Source organism: Pacificoceanicola algae (assembly GCF_049341065.1).
Classification (GTDB): Bacteria; Pseudomonadota; Alphaproteobacteria; order Rhodobacterales; family Rhodobacteraceae; genus Pacificoceanicola.
In genome coordinates this window covers 376329-394655 of the sequence record NZ_JBMPIX010000004.1, presented here as the reverse complement: position 1 = coordinate 394655, position 18327 = coordinate 376329, and the positions used below count along the sequence as shown (strand labels likewise).

The 18327-nt window shown below is 59.9% G+C and carries 15 protein-coding genes and 1 tRNA gene; 10 read left to right on the top strand and 6 right to left on the bottom strand.

All coding sequences use genetic code 11. The features are described from left to right. Window positions 1-50 precede the first annotated feature (50 nt). Window positions 51-1394 carry a mechanosensitive ion channel family protein gene (locus ACOYQJ_RS08960; RefSeq protein ID WP_422905675.1) on the bottom strand — a complete coding sequence of 448 codons (1344 nt, stop codon included), beginning with the start codon at window positions 1392-1394 and terminating at the stop codon, window positions 51-53. A 489-nt stretch (window positions 1395-1883) separates the two neighbouring features. Between ACOYQJ_RS08960 and leuC the strand changes: the two genes are divergently transcribed. From leuC to ACOYQJ_RS08940, 4 genes are all read left to right on the top strand, one after another. Next, on the top strand, window positions 1884-3302 hold the full coding sequence (leuC, locus tag ACOYQJ_RS08955; protein WP_422905674.1) for a 3-isopropylmalate dehydratase large subunit: 1419 nt from the start codon (window positions 1884-1886) through the stop codon (window positions 3300-3302). A gap of 9 nt (window positions 3303-3311) precedes the next feature. Beyond that, entirely contained in the window at window positions 3312-3917 is a 606-nt protein-coding gene (gene leuD / locus ACOYQJ_RS08950; RefSeq protein WP_422905673.1) for a 3-isopropylmalate dehydratase small subunit, read from the top strand. 362 nt (window positions 3918-4279) lie between these two features. Further along, entirely contained in the window at window positions 4280-5113 is an 834-nt protein-coding gene (locus ACOYQJ_RS08945) for a hypothetical protein (protein ID WP_422905672.1), read from the top strand. 32 nt (window positions 5114-5145) lie between these two features. Beyond that, the gene (locus tag ACOYQJ_RS08940) at window positions 5146-6060 is read left to right on the top strand and encodes an endonuclease/exonuclease/phosphatase family protein (protein ID WP_422905671.1); all 915 of its coding nucleotides are present in this window, start codon (window positions 5146-5148) and stop codon (window positions 6058-6060) included. On the opposite strand, the gene ACOYQJ_RS08935 is transcribed toward ACOYQJ_RS08940, so the two are convergent. After that, on the bottom strand, window positions 5993-6919 hold the full coding sequence (locus tag ACOYQJ_RS08935; RefSeq protein ID WP_422905670.1) for a Rossmann-fold NAD(P)-binding domain-containing protein: 927 nt from the start codon (window positions 6917-6919) through the stop codon (window positions 5993-5995). The genes ACOYQJ_RS08940 and ACOYQJ_RS08935 overlap by 68 nt on opposite strands. 93 nt (window positions 6920-7012) lie before the next feature. On the opposite strand from ACOYQJ_RS08935, the gene ACOYQJ_RS08930 reads away from it, so the two are divergent. The 5 genes from ACOYQJ_RS08930 (at window position 7013) to ACOYQJ_RS08910 (ending at window position 11244) form a co-directional block, all read left to right on the top strand. Continuing rightward, window positions 7013-7906, top strand: a complete 894-nt coding sequence (locus ACOYQJ_RS08930; RefSeq protein ID WP_422905669.1) for a LysR family transcriptional regulator — start codon at window positions 7013-7015, stop codon at window positions 7904-7906. Between the two features lie 59 nt (window positions 7907-7965). Next, window positions 7966-9069 carry a 3-isopropylmalate dehydrogenase gene (gene leuB / locus ACOYQJ_RS08925; protein WP_422905668.1) on the top strand — a complete coding sequence of 368 codons (1104 nt, stop codon included), beginning with the start codon at window positions 7966-7968 and terminating at the stop codon, window positions 9067-9069. 91 nt (window positions 9070-9160) lie between these two features. Further along, the gene (locus ACOYQJ_RS08920; RefSeq protein WP_422905667.1) at window positions 9161-10054 is read left to right on the top strand and encodes a DUF2167 domain-containing protein; all 894 of its coding nucleotides are present in this window, start codon (window positions 9161-9163) and stop codon (window positions 10052-10054) included. A gap of 118 nt (window positions 10055-10172) precedes the next feature. Beyond that, the gene (locus ACOYQJ_RS08915; protein WP_422905666.1) at window positions 10173-11123 is read left to right on the top strand and encodes a DMT family transporter; all 951 of its coding nucleotides are present in this window, start codon (window positions 10173-10175) and stop codon (window positions 11121-11123) included. 44 nt (window positions 11124-11167) lie between these two features. Next, window positions 11168-11244, top strand: a tRNA-Pro gene (locus ACOYQJ_RS08910). A 718-nt stretch (window positions 11245-11962) separates the two neighbouring features. On the opposite strand, the gene ACOYQJ_RS08905 is transcribed toward ACOYQJ_RS08910, so the two are convergent. The 4 genes from ACOYQJ_RS08905 to argH all read right to left on the bottom strand — a co-directional run bounded on the left by ACOYQJ_RS08905 (window position 11963) and on the right by argH (window position 17738). Then, window positions 11963-14566 carry a TIGR02302 family protein gene (locus ACOYQJ_RS08905; RefSeq protein WP_422905665.1) on the bottom strand — a complete coding sequence of 868 codons (2604 nt, stop codon included), beginning with the start codon at window positions 14564-14566 and terminating at the stop codon, window positions 11963-11965. 40 nt (window positions 14567-14606) lie between these two features. Beyond that, complete coding sequence (gene lysA, locus ACOYQJ_RS08900; protein ID WP_422905664.1) at window positions 14607-15872, bottom strand: diaminopimelate decarboxylase; 1266 nt, start codon at window positions 15870-15872, stop codon at window positions 14607-14609. A gap of 74 nt (window positions 15873-15946) precedes the next feature. Next, entirely contained in the window at window positions 15947-16258 is a 312-nt protein-coding gene (locus ACOYQJ_RS08895) for a DUF2834 domain-containing protein (RefSeq protein WP_422905663.1), read from the bottom strand. 88 nt (window positions 16259-16346) lie between these two features. After that, window positions 16347-17738: an argininosuccinate lyase gene (gene argH / locus ACOYQJ_RS08890; RefSeq protein ID WP_422905662.1), complete on the bottom strand. Its 1392-nt coding sequence runs from the start codon at window positions 17736-17738 to the stop codon at window positions 16347-16349. A gap of 22 nt (window positions 17739-17760) precedes the next feature. On the opposite strand from argH, the gene ACOYQJ_RS08885 reads away from it, so the two are divergent. Further along, a complete protein-coding gene (locus tag ACOYQJ_RS08885; protein ID WP_422905661.1) occupies window positions 17761-18321 on the top strand; it encodes a TlpA disulfide reductase family protein in 561 nt (186 codons plus the stop codon). Window positions 18322-18327 lie beyond the last annotated feature (6 nt).

Below are 18327 nucleotides of genomic sequence, written 5' to 3'. Positions count from 1 at the left end.
GAAACTGCCCCATGCCGATTACCAAACCCTTAAGATACCAGCTGTCACGTTCAATTTTCCTGTGGATTGGTAACGGGTTCCTTGTTCAGGATGTTGACCTCGCGCTGGGGGAAGGGGATCGAGATGTCGTTTGCCATGAAGGCATCCCAAAGCGCCAGATAGACATTGCCGCGAATGTTGGTCAGTCCGCCCGTGGGGTCAGTGATCCAGAAGCGCAGGATATAGTCCACGCTGCTGTCACCAAAGCCGACAATATGGCAGACGGGCGGCTTGAAGGTCAGCACCCGATCGACGCCCTTGGCCGCCTCGATGGCGATTTTGCGAACCTTGTGGGGGTCATCGCCATAGGCCGTGCCGAAAAAGATATCGAGCCGCACGTAGTCGTTGGAATGGGACCAGTTGACCACCTGCCCGGTGATCAGGTCTTCGTTCGGGATCAGGTATTCCTTGCCGTCGCGGGTCACCACGCTGACGTAGCGGGCGCCAAGGCTTTGGATCCAGCCAAAGGTTTCGCCAAGGCTGATGACGTCGCCGGGCTTGATGGATTTGTCGAGCAGGATGATGATCCCCGACACAAGGTTCGACACGACCTTTTGCAGACCAAAGCCAAGGCCGACACCAATCGCACCCGACAGCACCGCAAGTCCCGTCAGATCGACTCCGACCAGTTTCAACCCGATGAAAAACGCGCTGCCGAACAGCATGACCTGCAGGAACTTGACCGCCAGCACCTGCATCGAGGGGCTGATGTCCTTGTTGCTGCGGATGCTTGCGGCGCTGGCGCTGGAGGCAAAGCGCGCGAGCGTGATCAGCAAGCCCAGCAGCACCAACGCCTTGAGGATCAGCCAAACTGAAAGCCGTGTCTCGCCTATGGAAAAGGCGATCGAATCCAGCACGCCCTGAGCTTCGGCCGTGATGCCCAGAATGGACAGGGTCACCCAGGTCCAGGCACCGTAACGCGCCAGCCCGCGTAGCAACCCGTTGGCAATCAGGCGCGTCGCAAAGGCGATGAACAGCCACGCTGTGGCGAGGTTTGCAATAATCGCCAGCAAGTAAGACCGCGACGGCCATGTGATCTCGCGCATGATCAGCACGACGGTCCACATGGAAAGGACAAAGAGGATCATCCGCAACCGGCGCTGTACAATCAGCCCGATCCGAAATTTCCACTTGGGCCAGCCTTCGCGGGCGCGCAGCCAGTCGCTGACCTTTGGGCGCAGGATCTTGGCCGACAAATGAACGGCGACAAAGACCACCAAGGCAATCAGAAGCTGATACCCGATCCAGGGACGCAAGACACTGCCCAACACAGCTTCGGCCTGCGCCAAGAGGCTGCTTATCTCTGCATCCAGCGGACCCAAAGCCTTTGTCAGTGGTGATACGTCAGGATCCATTCACGCCCCGGTTGGTCTGGGTTCAGACTTACACCGCGCGGACGTGCAGACAAGGGTTAAGGGTCAGTAGAGACTGACCGTTGGCGCCGTTACCGGCGCGCCCTGATCGGCATGCACAGTCAGCGCCGCCACAGCGAGGATGGCGATCAACAGGACATTCACGAAATTCAGCGGGCTGCGCATTTCAAAACTCGGATTGGTCGAACCAGCGTAAAGAAAGGACGACCGCCCTTTCCTTCAATGCGACATCTTGGACATGTGCAAAGGATCGCCATGCCGCATCGCCGCGAAGCGCGCACTTGATAGACTCGGTCAAAGCGCGTATCTCGCCCTCATGGCAAAAGTTTTCAATGTCGGCGACCGCGCCCGTCTGCGCGAACGGTTCTACGGTGCAACCCACACCGTGCTTGCCAGCCTATAAGGCGGCACACGCGCCCCGGCGCGACTTACCCTATGACCACCCATCACAAACCGAACGGGAGAGGACCCATGTCCCCCAAAACGCTCTATGATAAAATCTGGGATGCCCACGTCGTCCAGGAAGACGCCGACGGCACCTGCCTTTTGTATATCGACCGCCATCTGGTTCACGAAGTGACCAGCCCGCAGGCTTTCGAAGGTCTGCGCATGGCAGGCCGCAAAGTCCGCGCGCCGGAAAAGACCATCGCCGTACCGGACCACAACGTGCCCACGACGCTGGAACGCAACACCGGTGTGATCGAAAACGAAGAAAGCCGCATTCAGGTCGAAGCGCTCGACAAGAATGCCAAGGAATTCGGCGTGCACTATTATCCGGTGAACGACGTCCGTCAGGGCATCGTGCACATCGTCGGCCCCGAACAGGGTTGGACGTTGCCCGGCATGACCGTGGTCTGCGGCGACAGCCACACTGCCACGCATGGTGCCTTTGGTGCGCTGGCCCATGGCATCGGCACCTCTGAGGTCGAGCATGTTCTGGCCACCCAAACGCTGATCCAACAGAAGTCCAAGAACATGAAGGTCGAAATCACCGGCAAACTGCGCCCCGGTGTGACCGCCAAGGACATAACCCTGGCCGTGATCGGCGAAACCGGCACCGCTGGCGGCACCGGCTATGTCATCGAATATTGCGGCGAAGCGATCCGCGACCTCTCGATGGAAGGCCGCATGACCGTCTGCAACATGGCCATTGAAGGCGGCGCCCGCGCTGGCCTGATCGCCCCAGACGAAAAGACCTATGAATACGTCAAGGGCCGGCCCCACGCCCCTAAAGGCGCCCAGTTCGAGGCCGCGCTCGCCTGGTGGAAAACGCTGTACTCGGATGACGACGCCCATTGGGACAAGGTCGTGACGCTCAAGGGCGAAGAGATCGAGCCGGTCGTGACCTGGGGCACCTCGCCCGAGGACGTGCTGCCAATCTCGGCTGTTGTTCCCGCACCCGAGTCCTTCAAGGGCGGCAAGGTCGAAGCCGCCAAGCGCGCGATTGAGTACATGGGTCTGACTCCCGGCCAGAAGCTGACCGACATTCAGATCGACACGGTTTTCATCGGCTCCTGCACCAATGGCCGTATCGAAGATCTGCGCGCCGCTGCCGCGATCCTCAAAGGCAAGAAGATCAAGGAAGGCATGCGCGCCATGATCGTGCCCGGTTCGGGCCTTGTCCGCGCACAGGCCGAAGAAGAGGGCCTTGCCGACATCTTCAAGGAGGCCGGTTTCGAATGGCGCCTTGCGGGCTGTTCGATGTGCCTTGCCATGAACCCCGATCAGCTGTCCGAGGGCGAGCGCTGTGCCTCGACCTCGAACCGCAACTTTGAGGGACGTCAGGGCTACAAGGGCCGTACCCATCTGGTCAGCCCGGCCATGGCCGCCGCCGCCGCGATCACCGGTCACCTGACCGATGTGCGCGAGATGATGGCAGAAAACGCGTAAGGATCAGACATGGAAAAGTTCGAAAAACTCACCGGGATCGCGGCGCCCATGCCGCTGGTCAATATCGACACGGATATGATCATTCCCAAGGTCTTTCTGAAGACCATCAAGCGCTCCGGCCTTGGCGTGAACCTCTTTGACGAGATGCGCTATGACCGTCAGGGCAACGAGATCCCCGATTTCGTCCTGAACCAACCGCAATACCGCGAGACCGAGATCCTCGTTGCCGGTGACAACTTTGGCTGCGGCTCGTCGCGCGAACACGCCCCTTGGGCGCTGAAGGATTTCGGCATCAAGGCGGTTATCTCGACCAGCTTTGCTGACATCTTTTTCAACAACTGCTTCAAGAATGGCATCCTGCCGATCAAACTGCCGCAAGAGGCCGTGGACGTGTTGATGAAAGACGCCGAAAAGGGATCGAACGCGCGCATGACGGTCGATCTGGAAAATCAGGTGGTGACGACATCGGATGGCGAAGAGTTCGCCTTTGAGGTCGACGCCTTCAAAAAGCACTGCCTGCTGAACGGTCTGGACGATATCGGGCTCTCGCTCGAGAAGGTCGCAGCCATCGACAGCTATGAGCAGAAAGCCGCGCAGTCCCGCCCCTGGGTCTGAGTCCCGGCCTCATTTCGCAACGTCGTCGTCCGGTTGTCCGGGCGGCGACTCCCCAGCCGCGTTAGGTCATTGACGCCAGCCCGAGATGCCCGATTAGTGGCACTTCTCCCAAGCATCCCAATATATAGTTGAATTACATAGGCTTGCCACAGTCTTGCCTTTGTGATGATGCAATCCGGCACCAGTGTTTCCTCCAAATCGCCCGAAATATGAGGAACATGGAAAGGGCATGTTGTCGTATGGGGCGAAAAGGGGCAAAACTTGGGCAAGAATGAGGCAAGCCGCCATAATCGGCGGGATCATCAGTCAGGAACAAGGGGGCGGCATCGTATCGGCCCCGTCCGAACTGAAGGGGCAGGTCAGTGATAAAACGTATGGTCAGTGCAGGCGCACGGGCGTTCCTTGTGGCATTGGTGATCGCCATGCCAGCGATGATGCTTCCGGGTGTTACTGCGGATACCGCGCAGATGGTGGCGCTGTTGTCGCTTGTCGCTGCGGCGCTGACCTTTGTTGAATACGTCTCTGACTATCCCTCGCTGATCGAATTCCGCGACGCGGCACCTTACAACCGGATGCGCTTTATTGCGCTCTTCGTGACCATTCTGCTGATGTGCTCGATCAGCCGGGGACAGGTTTACCACACGCATTTCAGCGACTTTCTGACCTTGATTGGCGGCAAGATCGGCGTTGCGATGGACTTTCCCTTCTCGCCCGTGCGCCTCATGGTGCTTCTGGTTCCCGAAGGCACCAGTTCGCGGGAACTTGATATGCTGCGTACCTCGGCGGGCCTGGCCTATCTGATCTCGCTGGTGACGCTTTTGCTGTTCGTTGCCTTCGTGCGACTGCTCAACTGGCCCATCCGTCACGGCGCCTTTAACTTCTGGGTGAACCTCCCGCTATTCGACCCGACCGCAGGCGGGGATATCCTGAACCGCCTCAAGCGTGATAGCCACGTTAACGTTGCCTTAGGGTTTCTGCTGCCATTCCTTATTCCGGCGGTTCTGCAGGCTGCCTCGGCCTATGCTTACAAGGTATCGCTGGCCGATCCGCAAACACTGATCTGGACGATGAGCGCATGGGCCTTCTTGCCGGCAAGCCTGATCATGCGGGGCGTCGCGTTGATGCGCATCGCCGACCTGATCGAGGAAAAGCGCCGCCGCGCCTATGCGCAGGCAGAATTGCACGCGGCTGCCTGATTGTCGTTCTATCATTGATGGCACTACCGGCCTTGGCCGATCCAATACGTTTGGCCACCTATGCCGGAGATTTCAGCCGCAAAGGCCCCGGCTTGCTGCTGCGCGATTTGTTGAAGGACGATCCTGTACCCGGGCTGGTGACGATCATGCAAGCCGCGCCCGACATCGTTTTGCTTACCGACATCGACTATGACGCGGGTCAGGCCGCATTGAAGACGCTACGGACGCGGTTGAAGGATAAGGGGCTTGATCTGCCCTATCTCTTTTCGCGTCGGCCAAACTCGGGGATGGCGACCGGGCTGGATCTTGACGGCGATGGTCGAACCGGCGGCCCCCGCGATGCACAGGGCTTTGGGTATTATTCCGGTCAAGGCGGGCAGGCAATCCTATCGCGCTGGCCGCTTGAACTGACGGTGGATTTTTCGGGGATGTTGTGGCGCGACGCACCCGAAACCCTCATGGAGCAAGGCGATCCGGCGCATGACGTGCAAAGGCTGTCGTCCTCCGCGCATTGGGCGGTGTCCGTGGCCCATCCGCTTGGCAAGATCACGCTATTGACCGCAGCTGCCACGCCGCCGGTTTTTGACGGCCCCGAAGATCGCAATGGACGACGCAATCGCGACGAGATTTTGCTTTGGCTTCACTATCTGGATGGCAAGTTGGATCAAGCTCCAGGCAGCCCCGTGGTCTATCTTGGCAACCTGAACCTTGATCCCAATCGTGGCGATGGGCTGCGCGACGCAGCGGCACGTGTGCTGGCACATCCACGGTTGCAAGATCCGCTACCAGACCGCCCCACTGTGGCGTGGGACGCTGTGGGAGAAATGCGGGTGTCCTATGTGCTGCCGTCCACGGACCTTCGGGTGAGCGGCGCCGGTATCAGCCCGCCGGAGCCGGACGCCGGGCCGCATCGCCTTGTCTGGGTCGATCTGGAGATGCCCCATTAAGAACCGGTGCAATCGCCTGCGCCAAGGCATCGACTGGATCCGTGGCGGCAAACTTGGGCAGAAGGCCGTCGAAAGCCGATGCCTCCATGTGATGCGGTTTGCTCCAAAGATACCGCATCTCAAGAAGGCAGCGCGCCGTTGCCCAGAACGGCGCTGCCACCTGCAACGGCAGCCACAGCATGCGCCTGGCACGGACCGGGCGATCCAGAGCCTGACCGCAAAGCGCCGCCAGTTCATTCCCCGTCAACGTGTAGCCGGGGAACGCGATGTCAGAAAAGTCCGGAAGATCCGTGCGCATTTCGGCCAGCGCAACCGCCGCCCGCGCCACGTCCGGCAAAAATGCCCAGGCGTGTGGGCGGTCCAGAGGGCCGGGATAGGTCAACCTCCCGCGTTTCAATGAGGGCGCCATCATGAGGTCAAACCAATTGCCTGACGCGTCGGTATCCAGATAGTCGCCCGCGCGCAGAATGATCGTTGGAACGCCTGCTGCGCGATAGCTTTGCTCCATCTCGATCCGAAGTCGGCCCATGGGGTTCGTCGCAATGTGGGGCGTGTCCTTGCCAAAGCCCGCCGGGGCATCTTTGCCGTAGACATAGACATTACCGGGCAAAATCACCGTCGCGCCCGAACTTTTGGCTGCGGCAATTACCTGAGAGGTCAGACCAGGAAGCTGCGCCTGCCAGTCCGGATAAGCCGGGTTCCAGCCGTTGACGATGACATCCGCCCCCTGTGCCGCCTGCGTAAGGTCCTCGGTTGCGCGATTGAACAGGGTCACGCGCCACCCTGCGTTCCAAAAAGCCTCGGCCGCGTTACGCCCAAAGCGCCCGCTCCCGCCTAAAATCAATGCCGTGCCGGTCATGGCAACCTCCATCGCAAATCTATGGAGGGAAATTGCGATATTCATAAGATTCTGGGAATTGCCAGAATTTTCAGAGCATGTATTCATTTGTGAATGGATGCTTTCGCAAAACTCGACTGGTCTTTGGTTCAAACCTTCCTTGCCGTGGCCGAACGCGGCTCCCTTTCCGAGGCGGCACGGTTGCTTGGGATTTCCCAGCCCACTGCCGGACGCCAGATCGCCCGGATCGAAGAGCAGCTGGACCTGACCCTGTTCACCCGGCAAGCCCGCGGACTGGCGCTGACGGACACGGGCACCGCATTGTTGCCGCATGCCCATGCCATGGCAAACAACCTACGGGCGCTGTCGCTGGCCGCCGCGGGACGCGCGGAAAAGCTGTCGGGGCCGGTGCGCATCACCGCCAGCGTCTTTACTGCACATCACCATCTTCCGCCCATCCTGGCCCAATTGCGCCGAGACGAACCGGACATCAGTATTGACTTGGTCCCATCGGACCAGTCCGAGAATTTGCTGTACCGAGAGGCGGATATCGCCGTGCGCATGTACCGGACCGAGCAGTTGGACATCGTCACCCGCCATCTGGGCGAGCTTGAAATCGGGATTTTTGCGGCGCGCAGCTATCTCGACCGCGTCGGACGACCGGCGACGTTCAAAGATTTCTTCGAGTTGGATCTTGTCGGCTATGATCGCAGCGATCTGATCCTGCGCGGCTTGCGAAAAACCGGGATCGAGGCGCAGCGCGACTGGTTCGCCACCCGCTGCGATCATCATGCCGTCTATTGGGAGCTGATCAAGGCGGGCTGCGGAGCGGGCTTTGCGCAGGTCTGCATGGGGGACCGTGACCCCTCCGTGGAACGGCTGTTCCCCGACACGCCCATACCGGGCCTGCCCGTCTGGCTGGCCGCGCATGAGGCCGTGCGCACCACGCCGCGAATCCGCAGGGTTTGGGACGCATTGGCAGAGGGGTTGCAAGCGCACCTTTCTTGACCATTGCGCGCGGCTTGGGTAGGCGATTGCACAAGTTATTCCCCATAAGGACTGCCTCAATGACCAACCCTTCGCTTCTTATCCTGCCCGGCGACGGCATCGGCCCCGAAGTCATGGCCGAAGTGCGCAAAGTAATCGACTGGTATGGCGCCAAGCGCGGCCTCAACTTTGACGTCAGCGAAGACCTGGTCGGCGGCTGCGCCTATGACAAGCACGGCACGCCCCTGACCGACGAAACCATGGCCAAGGCGCAAGAGGTGGACGCGGTTCTGCTGGGCGCCGTGGGCGGCCCCAAATACGACGCGCTGGACTTTTCCGTAAAGCCCGAGCGCGGCTTGCTGCGCCTGCGCAAGGAAATGGACCTGTTCGCCAACCTCCGCCCGGCGCAGTGCTTTGACGCGCTTGCAGACTTCTCCTCTCTGAAAAAGGACGTGGTCGCCGGGCTCGACATCATGATCGTGCGCGAATTGACCTCGGGCATCTATTTCGGTGAGCCGCGCGGCATCTTCGAAGAAGGCAACGAGCGCGTCGGCATCAACACCCAGCGCTATACCGAGTCGGAGATCGACCGTGTGGCCCGTTCGGCGTTCGAACTGGCGATGCGCCGCGGCAAGAAGCTGTGTTCGATGGAAAAGGCCAATGTCATGGAATCGGGCGTGCTGTGGCGCGAAGTCGTGACCGAGGTGGCCAAAGACTACCCCGAGGTCGAGTTGAGCCACATGTACGCCGACGCCGGCGCCATGCAGCTTTGCCGTTGGCCCAAGCAGTTTGACGTGATCGTGACCGACAACCTGTTCGGTGACCTGCTGTCCGACGCCGCCGCCATGTTGACCGGCAGCCTTGGCATGTTGCCCTCGGCCAGCCTTGGCGCACCGATGGCCAATGGCCGTCCGAAAGCGCTCTATGAACCGGTGCATGGTTCGGCCCCCGACATCGCAGGTCAGGGCAAGGCCAACCCGATCGCCTGCGTTCTGAGCTTTGCGATGGCGCTGCGCTATTCCTTCGATCAGGGCGACGAGGCGACCCGCCTTGAAGACGCCATCGAAAAGGTCTTGGCAGACGGCTATCGCACCGCTGACCTGCTGGGTGAAGACGGCGTAGAGCCTGTCACCACCAGCCAGATGGGTGATGCCATCGTCGCGGCGCTCGAAGCGTCGCTGTAAACTGAAAATGGCAACCTGATGCTTAATAGCGACAGCATTTCGTAAATGTCCTTGCTAAAACGCTCCTGACTAAAATCAGGAGCGTTTTTTCATGTCCTTTGTTCGGACCTTATCCTTTGTTTGCCTGCTCTGCGCGCCGTCCTTGAGCCACGCAGAAACCTTCCAGCAACTTTTTCCCGAAATTGCCGGAAATGCCGATTATGCCCAAGAAACCGCACTGCTGGACAAACTGGATTACCAGACCGGCGCGGTAACCCTGCCCGGCGGCGTCGCCGAAGTCGCACAGCAAGGGGGCTTTTACACCCTGAACGCCAAGGACGCGCAGTACGTTTTGGAGGAGCTGTGGGGCAACCCCAAGGATGACACCGTGCTCGGCATGGTCTTTCCCATCGAAGCCACGCCGCTGCACGACACTTGGGGCATGGTGCTGACCTTTGAAGACATCGGCTATGTCTCGGACGAGGACGCGGATGGCTATGACTATGACGTGCTACTGAAAGAGATGAAGGCCGATGTGGCTGAAGAGAACAGCTATCGCGTCCAGAACGGATACGATTCGATCGAACTGATCGGCTGGGCCGAAACTCCGCATTACGACAAGGAAGGGCGCAAGCTGTATTGGGCCAAGGAACTGGCCTTTGGAACGGATGAGATCAACACGCTGAACTACGGCATCCGCGCGCTTGGCCGCCATGGTGTGCTGGTGATGAACGTGGTGGGCGATATGACGATGCTCGAATCCGTGCGCACTGCGGCCCCGGCCTTGCTGGCGATGACAAGCTTTACCGAAGGCAACCGATATGCGGATTTTGACCCCTCGATCGACAAGGTTGCGGCAGTCGGCATTGGCGGGCTGATTGCAGGCAAGGTTCTGGCCAAAACGGGACTATTGGCCGCCGGATTGCTGCTGTTGAAAAAGTTCTGGTTTCTGCTCCTGCTGCCCCTCGCCGGTTTGAAACGCCTGTTCCGGAAGACGGAAAGCTGAAATCCTGTGCCCTGCCGCGAAATCCGGCAGGGCATTGCCGCTAATCCACGTCTCGCCATCTTTACACTTGCCTGTTGGCGCTGTTTGTTCGGAGCACGCAGCGACAGGACACAGACTTATGGGAAATAACGCACAGGGCGCGGGCTTTGCTTTGCTCGCCTTCGGGGTATTCGCGACGCATGACGTGGTGATCAAGTTCCTTGGCGCCAATTATTCGCCGTTTCAGATCATCTTTTTCTCGACCCTGATGTCCTTCCCGTTGGTCACCTTCATGCTGATCCGGGACCCGAGTCAGGGCAATTTGCGGCCAGTGCATCCGTGGTGGACGGCCTTGCGCACTGCCTGCGCTGTGATCAACGGAATGTGCGCCTTCTACGCCTTTTCGGTGCTGCCTTTGGCGCAGACCTATGCGATTCTCTTTGCATCACCCCTGTTGATCACCCTGCTTTCGATCCCGATGCTGGGCGAACGGGTCGGCATCCACCGCGGTGTTGCCGTGATCGTCGGGCTGATCGGGGTGATGGTGGTGCTGCGTCCGGGATCGGCGCCGCTGTCTTCAGGCCATTTCGCGGCGATGGCCTCGGCTGTTTTTGGCGCGACGGCCTCAATCATCGTGCGCAAGGTCGGGAGAGAAGAACGCTCGGTCGTGCTGTTGCTTTATCCCATGGCGGCCAATTTCATACTGGTCGGAGGGTTGATGATCGCGGTCTACAAACCGATGCCACTACCGGACTTTGGCGGTGCGGCGCTGATTTCGCTCATGGGCTTTGTCGCCGGGCTGTTCCTGATCTCGGCCTACAAACGCGGTGAGGCCGCCATTGTCGCGCCGATGCAGTATTCCCAGATCATCTGGGCAACGATCTACGGCTATTTCATCTTTGGCGAAAGCGTCGATACCCCTACGATCATAGGCGCGGCGATCATCATCGCATCAGGTATATATATCGTCGCACGCGAAAGCGGGAAGGGCGCAGCTTCGCAAACGCCGGTTCTGCGAACACGCTCGCGTGGCTATGGTGCATCTTTCAGGATATCCCCGTTCCTTCGCGTGCGGAAACCTGAAAACTGACCCTTGCCAAACCCCCAAGGCTGGGCTAAGCCGCGCGGCACGGTCGGAGTGTAGCTCAGCCTGGTAGAGCACTGTCTTCGGGAGGCAGGGGCCGGAGGTTCGAATCCTCTCACTCCGACCAATAGAACAAGGCGCCCGAGGGCGCCTTTGTTGTTTTCCAACGATGGACCAAAGATGCGTTGCATCTGAGCGCTGGCCAAGCTCCAATGCCTGAGCCGCCTTGAGAATTGCCGCAACAATCTTTTGGCAAAGTACCGTTTCAAGCCAATCATTTCACCCGAACTTTGGCCGCGCAGACCTTCGTAAAGGGCTTCCCCGAATGTCGAGCGCTTTGCTCTCACGGCGGCCAAAAGATCCGGAACAGAATGGTGTTCTCACCCGTCACTCCGGCGAAGCCACAGTCGGAAACCACGAAGAACCGACCGAATCCGGCTGTGCTCTGTATCCGATCCTAAAGCGCATGGGGTAATGACCGCAGGCAGATAAATTCCTGTTGAGACGCCATTTCTCACGGCTTTTCACGCCAAAGCGATGCGGGACGATTTCGGGATTGCCGTCAGCGCTTAGACCAATTTGCGCGCGTCCAGCAGCTTGTCCGTCTCAATCCGCAGATTGTTGGCCCGAAACACTGCAAATCTTAAAATAATACTCCGTTGGAACGGACGCGCTCAGGAGAAACAGACCCGCCCCGGCAATCTGGTTAACTGGAAATGATCCTCGCGACCTTGAACCGGCTAGCAGACAAAACAATCATTCCCGGCATATCGCCATGACAAACAGTCGGCCCACGGTATGCAAACAGACAGCACCTTGCCGCCGTCGCGAAAGAGAGCGCGCCTTCAGAACCGATCCAACAAACGTTTCAAATAGTCCAACTCGGCCTGCGGCCGCTCAGCGTCTCCTGAGCGCTGGCGCAATTCGTCCAAAAGCTCTTGCGCACGGCGATACACATCCTCGCCTTGCAACATGCCTTCTTCACTGCCGACCTGACCATTGTTCCCGGGGTTTCTTCCAAGGGGATCGCGCTGCTCTTGCGGATCACCGCCCTCGGCAAAGCCCTGCTGGCCCTGATTCTGCTGCTGTTGCTGGGCCAAGGCCTCACCAAGATTGCGCAGCCCCTCGCGCAGCGCTTCCATTGCCTCGGACTGTTGGTCGATCGCCTCGGCCAAATCACCGCCGCGCAGCGCTTCTTCTGCGCCATCCATGGCATCCTCCGCCCGGCCGAGGGACTCGGCGGCGCGGTCGCCGCCTTCGGTGCCCTGACCGGGCAAATTGCGGCGTTGGCGGTTCAGCTCATCGCGCAACGCGCGCTGACGATCCGCAAGACTTTGCTCCAGCGATTGGCCATTTTGCCCTTGTTGCTGACCCTGCCCCTGTCCTTGCCCCGGTTGCTGGCCGGGCTGATCGCCTTCGCCCTGCCCCGGCTGCTGTCCAGGCTGTTGCTGACCCTGTTGTCCGGGCTGTTGACCGTCTTGCTGGCCTTCCTGCCCTTCGCCGCGATTGAACTGGTCCTGCAGATCTCGGAACGCCTCATCCGAAAGCTCTTGCTGATCGCGCAAGGTCTCGGACAGGCCCTCCATGGCCTGCTCTCCCGGCGACTGCCCGCCTTGGCCCTGCCCCTGCGTGATCTGCATGTTCTCAAGCATTTGCTGAAGCTGGCGCATCGCCTCCATCGCCTCATCCATGCGCCCTTCTTCCATCAGCTCCTGAATCCGATCCATCATGCGTTGGATGTCGTCTTGCGACATCTCGATCGTATTGTTCGGGTCCATTTGCTGCATGTCTGGATTCTGTTCGGCCTGCCGCCGTTGTTCCTGCGCCAGCTGGCGCATGTAGTCGGCCGTTGCGTCCCGCAACTCCTGCATCAACTCGGCAATCTCTTGGTCCGATGCGCCATTTTTCATCGCTTCGGCCAAGCGGTCCTGCGCCCGCTTCAAACGCTCGCGGGCGTCGTCCAGATCGCCCTCTTCCAGTTCCAGCGCCAGGTCCCACATCGCCTGAGCGATCTCGGCCTGTTGTTCGTCGCTCATCCCAAAGGCCGACACGGCCTCGATCCGCTGAAGCAAAGTACGCAGCCGCAGATACAGAATCTCCTTGCGGAATAACCCGCCCGGCTTGTTGGAAATCGCTCGCAAAATCTGCGACGTCTCACCCGCATTCTTGCGGTTCCACAAAAGCGCCTGACGTTGTTCAATCACCGCCGCCGCAACCGGATCAAAGAAACGGCGCCCGGGCAGGTTCAACACCTCGGGCTGCGACAGACCTGTCTGACCGCGCGCATCCGTCACGCGCATCTCAAGCTTGACGGGCAAGTTCGCCCAAGGGTGAAGCGAGAAATTTTCAACAAGGCTCTGGGTGAATTCAGCGCGACTTCCCGATACCGGCATCGGCAAAGGCACCTCAAGCGCAGCGCGGGCTTCGGGCTCGATCGTGCGTCCATAGCGACGATCCACCTCGTCTAGCGCCAGTGTAAACACCGCAACCCCGCCTTCGATCCCGTGGTCGTCGGTAGCGGTGAATGGAATTTGCGCCTGCCCTTCATAGCTGACCTCTACGTCGCCATCTCGTGTCACTGTAGGGGCCTTGTCGGGGATCATCGCAATCTCCCAGACGCGGCCGCCCGGGCCATCGATCGCCAGTTGGCCCGAACGAACAACTTCAAAATCCTGCGCCGTGTCCTGCACGCCATCCTCTGGCAAAGGCCGGTTCGAAATTGTTTCATCCACCTTCAAAGCGCCAACTTCACCATACATCCGCAGCGTGATCTGGGCGCCCTCAGGTACGTCCAGCGAGGCCGCAGTGATATCGTTGAGGTAAACAGACGGCATCCGCGTGTACCCCGGAGGCGCCATCCAGCCTTCCCAACTTGGCCCCTGCGTCAGGTCCGGGCCACCCGCGCCCATGCCGGTCACAGATTGCACGCGCATCAGAGAGCCGAACAAGATCGCTACGGAAAGCATCACAAGCGCCACATAGCGCAACGCAAAGGGATCTGCTTGCGCCACCCGCAAGTCAGGCTCGACCGCGTGGGCCTCGCGCAGTTTGGCGCGCATTCGATCTTGATGCGCCTTCCAGACAGCCAGCGAAGCCGCGTCGCTTGCGCCAACCGCCTGCCTGTCCATCGTCGCCTGAATCGGATTACCGCGCAGGGTGCCATCAAGTCGGGACAAGGCCCCCTCGCGACTGGGCCAATGGAATTGCCGGACGCCGCGCGCCAAAGCCCAGATCGCGGCAAGACCCAGTACAGCGCCCACGCCCCAGACCCATTCCACGGCAACCGAGTCCTGCACACCCAGCATCAACAGCGCCAAAGCCACAAAAATCACCGACCAGAGAGGCCAGAATGAACGCACAACGCGCTCGGCCACCATCCCCCATTGCGTCAATCGCAGGGGCCAGCGAATTTCGCTGAAGATGTCCTTATCGGGCTTGCCGGACGCCATGTGGTGCTCCTTGCGGATCAATTGCCGCAAGGAGGATACCCTACAGCCATTCAGGAATGGTATCTCGATTTATGATATCGTCAAAGCTTGGTCGCGGGCGAATGACAGCGAATTGATCGCCATGCACCAGAACCTCGGGGACCAAGGGCCGTGTGTTGTACTCGCTGGACATAACAGCGCCATAAGCGCCAGCGCTGCGAAATGCCAAAAGATCACCGGGTTTGACCGGCGGCATGAGACGCCCCTTGGCAAATGTATCGCCAGATTCGCAGACCGGACCGACGATATCGTAGGGCGCAAGCTCGGCCCCGACTTCTGCCTCAATAACAGGCACAATCTCGTGATGAGCGTCGTACATGGCGGGGCGGATCAGGTCGTTCATCGCCGCATCAAGGATCAGAAAGCTGCGCCCGTCCCCCTGTTTGACGTAAATTACGCCACTGACCAGCACACCGGCGTTGCCGGCGATAAAGCGCCCCGGCTCGATCTCGATCTCACACCCCAGGTGGCCAACGGTCCGCTGAATGAGCGTGCCATAGTCTGTTGGCAGCGGCGGCGCTTCGTTCGAGCGGGTGTAAGGAATACCCAGACCGCCGCCCAGATCAAGGCGGCTGATCTCGTGTCCATCCGCGCGCAAAGCTTCGGTCAGCTCCGCGACCTTCTGATAGGCAAGCTCGTAAGGCTCCAGATCGGTCAGTTGAGAGCCGATATGCACGTCGATCCCGATCACCTTCAGACCCGGCAAGCGCGCGGCTTCAGCGTATACCTCGCGCGCCCAGGCGATGGGAATTCCGAACTTGTTTTCGGACTTGCCGGTTGCGATCTTGGCATGTGTCTTGGCGTCGACATCCGGGTTCACACGGATGGTGATGGGCGCGACCACCCCCATGGCGCTGGCGACCTCGGAAATCGCCCGCATCTCGGGCTCACTTTCCACGTTGAACTGGCGAATGCCACCTTCCAGAACCTGACGGATCTCTCCCTTTGTCTTGCCGACGCCGGAAAATACTATCCTGTCACCCGGCACCCCGACCGCCTTGGCCCGCGCATATTCGCCACCCGAAACCACGTCCATTCCTGCACCTTCGGCCGCAAGCGTTTTGAGAATGGCCTGATTGCTGGCAGCCTTCATTGCGTAGCAGATAAGGTGCGGCGCCCAGCTCAGGGCTTCGTCGAACAGGCGGTAGTGTCGGACAAGCGTTGCTGTGGAATAGACATAAAACGGCGTGCCAACAGCGGCTGCGATCTCGGCCACAGGCACGCCTTCTGCAAAGAGGGCCCCGTCGCGATAAAGAAAATGGTCCAAGGCCGCCTCCTGCGCTCAATCAGCGCCGATGTAGCTCAGCTTTGAACGCAAGGAAAGGGGCCAGCCCCGCCCGATCAGACAGGCTTGGATCGGAAATACAGATACAATGGCAAGCCGCAGCTGACGCCGATGCAGAAGGTGGCCGGGATGGCCAGAAGGGCCAGAATGTTGCGGCGCACCGCGACCTCGGCCAAAATCCACAGGGTCAGGGTGATGGCCGATATGGTCAGATCCCAAGTCAGTCCGGTGGTCGAGGCGTTGACGTACCAGGCATCAATCATCGCCCCGAAGCTCCATGCATTTTCGGAGAGGTATGTCATGAAATAATACATCGGATGCACCGCGCCCCACAGCGCGAGGGCAAGCCAGACGTAACGCAGGCTCATTGTGCGGCTTCTTCCGCGCCGGGGCGGATCGGGTCACCATCCGCGCCGCAGCCCGCAAGGGCCAATAAAGCCAGAACCACAGCGATTCTCATGCCAAAATCTCCTTCCAGCGGGCCACCTGCTTGCGCACCTGTTCGGGTGCCGTACCGCCATAGCTTGTGCGCGAGGCGACCGATTTATGTACCGTCAGAACGTCGAAAATGCCTTCGGTGATTTTCGCGTTCACCGCCTGCATATCGCTCAGCGACAGATCTGGCAGATCGCAGCCCTTTTTCTCGGCCAGCGCCACCAGCGCACCCGTCACATGGTGTGCATCACGGAAAGGTAGCCCGGTTTCGCGCACCAGCCAATCGGCAAGATCGGTGGCCGTTGAAAAGCCCGACGCCGCAGCAGCCTCCAGCTGGGCCCTGTTGCCTGACATATCGCGAACCATCCCCTCCATCGCAGCAAGGGCCAACATGAGGTTGTCGGCGGCGTCAAAGACCTGTTCCTTGTCTTCCTGCATGTCTTTCGAATAGGCCAGCGGAAGCCCCTTCATCACCATCATCAGCGCGACATTCGCCCCGAAAATCCGCCCGATCTTGGCGCGGATCAGCTCGGCGGCATCAGGGTTTTTCTTTTGCGGCATGATCGAAGACCCAGTGGAAAACCGATCCGACAGCGTCACAAACCGGAACTGCGCCGAGGACCAGATCACCAACTCTTCGGCAAAGCGGCTCAGGTGCATGGCGCAAATCGAGGCAGCGCCGAGGAACTCCAGTGCGAAATCGCGGTCCGACACGGCATCCAGACTATTCGCCATGGGCCGATCGAAACCCAGGGCCTGCGCGGTCATGTGCCGGTCGATCGGAAAGCCCGTGCCCGCCAAAGCCGCCGCACCAAGCGGAGATTCATTCATCCGCGCGCGGGCGTCGCGCATACGGGACAGATCGCGGCCAAACATCTCGACATAGGCCATCATATGGTGGCCCCAGGTCACCGGCTGAGCGGTCTGAAGATGGGTAAAGCCCGGCATGACCCAATCGGCCCCGGCCTCGGCCTGCACCAGCAGCGCGCGGATCAGCGCCAGCAAACCGGACTCGGCGGCATCCACTTGATCGCGCACCCAAAGGCGAAAGTCGGTTGCCACCTGATCGTTACGCGACCGCCCAGTGTGCAAACGGCCCGCGGGTTCACCGATCACCTCTTTGAGGCGGGCCTCGACATTCATATGGATGTCTTCAAGCGCGGTCGAAAATTCGAAGGTGCCGCCCTCGATTTCTGACAAGACCGTGAGCAAGCCTTCCCGGATCGCTTCTGCATCGCTATCACTTATGATGCCTGTGGCAGCCAGCATGGCGGCATGGGCCCTTGATCCGGCAATATCCTGTGCCGCAAGCCGCTTGTCGAAACCGATCGAGGCATTAATTGCCTCCATGATCGCATCGGGCCCAGCGGCAAAGCGGCCGCCCCACATCTGGTTCGAGGAATTATCCGACATCACACTGTCCTTCGGAGGAATTATGAAAACTTCTGTCTTTGCGCTGCTCTATACCGCCGCGATGGCGCTTGCAAATCCAGCGCTGGCCGATGTCGCCGCCGCCGAAGCCGCGCGGGCCGGGGACATGAAGAAACTAACCTTTCATTCCGAACCGAAAGAAACAGGGACAGCAGACTTCATGACATTCGAAGGCGACCCTCTGAACCTGTCAGAATGGCAGGGGAAATGGGTGCTCGTGAACTTTTGGGCCACATGGTGTGCGCCGTGCCGCAAGGAAATGCCGATGCTCTCCTCATTGCAGCAGGATTTGGGCGGAGACAGCTTTGAAGTTCTGACCATCGCGACATCGCGCAACCCGCCGCCGAAGATGAAGGCCTTTTTTGCTGAAATCGGGGTCGACAACTTGCCCCTGCACCGCGACCCCAAATCGGCGCTGGCCCGACAGATGGGCGTCCTGGGTTTGCCCGTGACGTTGATCCTGAACCCTGAGGGGCAGGAGGTTGCGCGATTGACGGGGGATGCCGACTGGGCCTCGGACGAGGCACGGACGGTGCTGCGCACGTTGATCGGTGCCGACGGATAGTCGCAC

Excerpts from the sequence above, each read along its gene's own strand:
- ACOYQJ_RS08960 (WP_422905675.1), bottom strand. The coding sequence starts at position 1,394 with ATGGATCCTGACGTATCACCACTGACAAAGGCTTTGGGTCCGCTGGAT.
- leuC (WP_422905674.1), top strand. The coding sequence starts at position 1,884 with ATGTCCCCCAAAACGCTCTATGATAAAATCTGGGATGCCCACGTCGTC.
- leuD (WP_422905673.1), top strand. The coding sequence starts at position 3,312 with ATGGAAAAGTTCGAAAAACTCACCGGGATCGCGGCGCCCATGCCGCTG.
- ACOYQJ_RS08935 (WP_422905670.1), bottom strand. The coding sequence starts at position 6,919 with ATGACCGGCACGGCATTGATTTTAGGCGGGAGCGGGCGCTTTGGGCGT.
- ACOYQJ_RS08930 (WP_422905669.1), top strand. The coding sequence starts at position 7,013 with ATGGATGCTTTCGCAAAACTCGACTGGTCTTTGGTTCAAACCTTCCTT.
- leuB (WP_422905668.1), top strand. The coding sequence starts at position 7,966 with ATGACCAACCCTTCGCTTCTTATCCTGCCCGGCGACGGCATCGGCCCC.
- ACOYQJ_RS08920 (WP_422905667.1), top strand. The coding sequence starts at position 9,161 with ATGTCCTTTGTTCGGACCTTATCCTTTGTTTGCCTGCTCTGCGCGCCG.
- ACOYQJ_RS08915 (WP_422905666.1), top strand. The coding sequence starts at position 10,173 with ATGGGAAATAACGCACAGGGCGCGGGCTTTGCTTTGCTCGCCTTCGGG.
- ACOYQJ_RS08905 (WP_422905665.1), bottom strand. The coding sequence starts at position 14,566 with ATGGCGTCCGGCAAGCCCGATAAGGACATCTTCAGCGAAATTCGCTGG.
- ACOYQJ_RS08895 (WP_422905663.1), bottom strand. The coding sequence starts at position 16,258 with ATGAGCCTGCGTTACGTCTGGCTTGCCCTCGCGCTGTGGGGCGCGGTG.
- argH (WP_422905662.1), bottom strand. The coding sequence starts at position 17,738 with ATGTCGGATAATTCCTCGAACCAGATGTGGGGCGGCCGCTTTGCCGCT.
- ACOYQJ_RS08885 (WP_422905661.1), top strand. The coding sequence starts at position 17,761 with ATGAAAACTTCTGTCTTTGCGCTGCTCTATACCGCCGCGATGGCGCTT.